The following is a 2946-nucleotide window of genomic DNA, read 5'->3' as shown; positions in this document are numbered from 1 at the left end:
TATGGGCCTCGCCTACCCGTTGACCCTCCGCCACCGGGACGGGACGCTGACCGAAGTGCTGTACAACGCATCGGTGTACCGGGACGCTAGCGGCAACGTGCTCGCCGTGTTCGCGGCGGCACGCGACGTGACAGCCCTGAGGAGGGCGTTTGAGTCGGCCCGGTCGATGATTGAGTCGAGTCTGGATTCGTTGGTGGCGATCAGTCCGGAGGGACTGATCACGGATGCCAATGAGGCCACGGTCCAGGCGACGGGCATTCCTCGGGTGGAGCTGATCGGGACGACTTTCTCGGATTGCTTCACGGAGCCCGAGAAGGCGGAGGCGATTTACCAGCTGGTGTTTGAGAAAGGCATGGCCGTTGACTACCCGCTGACGATGCGTCACCGTGATGGCACGTTGATGGAGGTGTTGTACAACGCGTCGGTGTACCGGGATGTTGACGGCAACGTTTTGGGTGTGTTCGCCGCGGCACGTGACGTGACCGGGGTCAGGCAGGCGCAGGAGGCCCTGATCTACCAAGCCTTCCACGATCCGCTGACCGGGTTGCATAACCGTGCCTGGATTCTGGACATCTTGGACGCCGATCTTCTCGCCGCGAAACGTGTGGGTCATGCGGTGGGGGCGCTATTCGTGGATTTGGACCACTTCAAGGCCGTCAATGACTCACTGGGGCACGCGGCCGGCGACGAGGTGCTCGCCACGGTGGCGCACCGGATCGTGGCGGACCTGCGCTCCGGGGACCGGGTCGGACGCATCGGCGGAGACGAGTTCGTCATCGTGATCCAGGACGTCGAACATGTTCAAGATGTGCTGCGCTGCGCCGAGCGAGTATCTGCCTCGATCTCGGCCGACATTGAGGTGCACGGTCATCGAATCATGCCGACCGTGTCCATCGGTATCGCCACGTCGACGCCGACGTCAAGCTCCGACAGCCTGCTCCGCGACGCGGACTCTGCACTTTTTCGTGCCAAGGCCTCTGGGCGAGCCCGCTGGCACTTCTTCGATAGCGCCATGAATGAGCAGGCCGTGGCGCGTCGCACCCTCGAAGAAGACCTGCGTGAGGGGATCGCTCGCAGCGAATTCTTCATTTATTACCAGCCCATCGTGGCCCTGGCCGAAGGCCACGTCGTCGGCCACGAGGCGCTCGTGCGGTGGTCGCACCCAAGTCGCGGGCTCCTACGCCCCGAGGACTTCCTCGAAGTCGCCGCGGCCACCGGTCTGATCAACGACATCGGCGCCCAAGTACTGCGCCAGGTGTGCGCACTCCTTGCCGAGCGCCCCGACCTGCCGGGACCGATCAGCGTGAACGTCTCGGCAGTTGAGGCGGCTGCGCCCGGCTGGCTCGCCAGCGTCCAGGGCAATCTGACCGACTATGACGTCGACCCGGCACGGATCGTGATCGATGTGACCGAGACCGCGGCACTCAGCCTCACTGAGTCCGCGCGGGACGCGCTGGCTTTCTTGCGAAAGGCAGGTGCAGGCATCCACGTGGACGACTTCGGCACCGGGCCCTCGTCCATCTCGGTGTTACGGGACCTGCCGGTCACCGGGGTCAAGCTCGACCTGCGTTTAGTGCAGGACCTCACTGAGAAGGAGAGCCACGCCAATACCCTTGCCCGGGGAGTGAGTGGGCTGGTCAAGGGCTTGCGCCTCACCGGGATCGCGGAGGGGATCGAGACGCAGCTGCAAGCTGACATCCTGCGCGCCCAGGGATGGGAATGCGGGCAAGGTTACCTCTTCGGCAGACCGGCCCCACTCCCGGCAACGGAGAGAGAACTTCCTGGAAGGTAGGGCGAGTCTGTCCTAGGGGAGCGAGCAAGAATCGCGAGCCTGCTTGGTATGCAGGCGACGGGGCCACGTCAGTTTCTAAGTTATGCGTCTCGGATTATTCGAACGAGTTGCCCTGTTTTGCTCGAAGTCCGCCAATCAGGCAAGACAAAGCGTGTTCAGTTATCAAGTCACCGGCGTCCCGTAGCGGGTTCCCCTGCGACACGGATGGCAGCGGCGCATTCCGGGCCGATAGGTCGCAGTGGCCGTCGCCCTTCATGGTTGGGTCGTCAGCTCAACTCGGTGACAAACCCGATCTTGTTGCCGTCCAGGTCGGTGAGCTCGAAGAACTCAACGACCCCTTCGAATCGCTGCAATTCTGTGACATTGAGGCCTTGGTGCGCAAACTTCTGACGCTCGGCGGATGCGTCCTTCACGCTGATATTCACCGAGAGGCCGCCGTGGCCTGCAAGCTCGGGGTCCACGGTCAACTGGAGCCAGAACGCACCTAAATCGAATTCGGCAAGACCGTCCAGCGGGATCTGGTCAGGTTCACCCAGTTCGAATGCCGATTGATACCAGGTGATCGCTCGTTTGAGATCATGAACGGGAACACCGACCGTAATATTCTCTGCCTTCATGAAGCCAACCTAGCAATCGCGTCTACAGCGTGGCGGCACTAACTTCTCGGCGAGAGGTCAGATCAATATGCGCAATGCCGGATGAACTGGTCGCACCTTGGCCACGAACTCGGCAAATCAGTCGCGGTGGCCGTTCCTGTATGACACAGCGCTTGGCAGCGCTTGCAAACAGTTGGAAGCCGTTGGTGCTCGATCAGTTGATGCGATTAGCGGTGCGGTCGCAAAGCGGTAGCCATACTTCAGCGGGTTTCCACTCCCAGGCGATCTCCTGGCTGCGACCGTCTTCGCCAAATCGATACGTTGCTCGCTCGTGCTCGCCGGTCAGCGTCCAGGTATGACTGTCGACAGTCAGCGTGTAATCGCGTGCGAATCCGTGATTCTCGATCGTTCGGGCGAAATAGCGGCCGGCTTCAGCGTCCCAGCCCATCAGACTAAGGGTGTCGAACGGCCCGTTCGCGCGCTCATCTTGCACGATGAAGTAGTTGCCCGAATGCCACCGGGCGGAGTGGATGCTGTTCCACGGACTCGCTCCCGCGT

At 62.0% G+C, this 2946-nt stretch carries 3 protein-coding genes; 1 reads left to right on the top strand and 2 read right to left on the bottom strand.

Annotated elements, in window-relative coordinates; genetic code table 11:
- A partial coding sequence (locus JF66_RS20435; RefSeq protein WP_051973797.1) for a bifunctional diguanylate cyclase/phosphodiesterase occupies positions 1–1792 on the top strand: 1792 nt, incomplete at its 5' end.
- Positions 1793–2058: 266 nt separating this feature from the next.
- Here the strand turns inward: JF66_RS20435 and JF66_RS20430 are convergent.
- Together JF66_RS20430 and JF66_RS20425 are read right to left on the bottom strand one after the other, a co-directional pair.
- The gene (locus JF66_RS20430; protein WP_035880764.1) at positions 2059–2409 is read right to left on the bottom strand and encodes a VOC family protein; all 351 of its coding nucleotides are present in this window, start codon (positions 2407–2409) and stop codon (positions 2059–2061) included.
- Positions 2410–2602: 193 nt separating this feature from the next.
- Positions 2603–2946 (bottom strand): hypothetical protein (locus JF66_RS20425; RefSeq protein ID WP_035880763.1); only part of this gene is annotated, 344 nt, incomplete at its 5' end.

Origin of the sequence: Cryobacterium sp. MLB-32, from assembly GCF_000738085.1 — a bacterium.
Taxonomy (GTDB): Bacteria; Actinomycetota; Actinomycetes; order Actinomycetales; family Microbacteriaceae; genus Cryobacterium.
This window is presented reverse-complemented; position numbering and strand designations above follow the sequence as displayed.

Bases quoted from the DNA above. Each gene is read 5' to 3' on its own strand.
- JF66_RS20430 (WP_035880764.1), bottom strand. From the start codon at position 2,409: ATGAAGGCAGAGAATATTACGGTCGGTGTTCCCGTTCATGATCTCAAA.